Raw genomic sequence first — 1,191 nt, 5'->3', positions numbered from 1 at the left:
CATGACGAAGGCGAAGTTTGAGCGGAACAAGCCGCACTGCAACATCGGGACGATCGGTCACGTCGATCACGGCAAGACGTCGTTGACGGCAGCGATCACGAAGATCCTTGCGAAGACGGGCGGAGCGACGTTCACGGCGTACGACCAGATCGACAAGGCTCCTGAGGAGCGCGAGCGCGGGATCACGATCTCGACGGCGCACGTGGAGTACGAGACGAAGAACCGCCATTACGCGCACGTCGATTGCCCTGGCCATGCCGACTACGTGAAGAACATGATCACGGGCGCGGCGCAGATGGACGGAGCGATCCTGGTGGTGTCGGCGGCGGACGGTCCGATGCCGCAGACGCGGGAGCATATCCTTCTGGCGCGGCAGGTCGGCGTTCCGGCGCTGGTGGTCTACATGAACAAGGTCGACATGGTCGACGATCCCGAGCTTCTGGACCTGGTCGAGCTCGAGGTTCGCGAGCTCCTGAAGAGCTACCAGTACCCGGGCGACGACATTCCGGTGGTTCGGGGCTCGGCGCTGATGGCGCTGGAGGACAAGAACCCGGAGCAGGGCGAGCAGTCGGTCCTGAAGCTGATGGAAGAGGTCGACCGCTACATCCCGCAGCCTGCGCGCGACAAGGACAAGCCGTTCCTGATGCCGATCGAGGACGTGTTCTCGATCTCGGGCCGCGGCACGGTGGTGACGGGCCGCGTGGAGCGCGGGATCGTGAAGGTCGGCGAGGAGATCGAGATCGTTGGGCTTAAGGCGACGGCCAAGACGGTGGTGACGGGCGTCGAGATGTTCCGCAAGCTCCTGGACCAGGGCGAGGCGGGCGACAACATCGGGGCGCTGCTGCGCGGCGTTGGCCGCGAGGACGTTGAGCGGGGCCAGGTTCTGGCCAAGCCGGGTTCGATCACGCCGCACACGAACTTCGAGGCCGAGGCCTACATCCTGAACAAGGAGGAGGGTGGCCGTCACACGCCGTTCTTCACCAACTACCGTCCGCAGTTCTACTTCCGCACGACCGACGTGACGGGTGTGGTGACGCTGCCGGAGGGCACGGAGATGGTGATGCCGGGCGACAACGCGCGGCTGATCGTCGAGCTGATCCAGCCGATCGCCATGGACGAGGGCCTGCGCTTCGCCATCCGCGAGGGCGGCAGGACCGTCGGCGCAGGCGTCGTCACCAAAGTCGTGAAGTA

General features: G+C 65.2%; 1 protein-coding gene. It reads left to right on the top strand.

Annotated elements, in window-relative coordinates; all coding sequences use genetic code 11:
* Window position 1 precedes the first annotated feature (1 nt).
* Window positions 2–1,191: elongation factor Tu (tuf, locus tag EPO55_RS26080; RefSeq protein ID WP_296340552.1), on the top strand; the 1,190-nt coding region annotated here is incomplete at its 3' end.

This window comes from Reyranella sp., from assembly GCF_004296935.1.
GTDB lineage: Bacteria > Pseudomonadota > Alphaproteobacteria > Reyranellales > Reyranellaceae > Reyranella.
The sequence above is the reverse complement of the archived record's forward strand: the minus strand, read 5'-3'. Positions and strand labels throughout refer to the sequence as shown.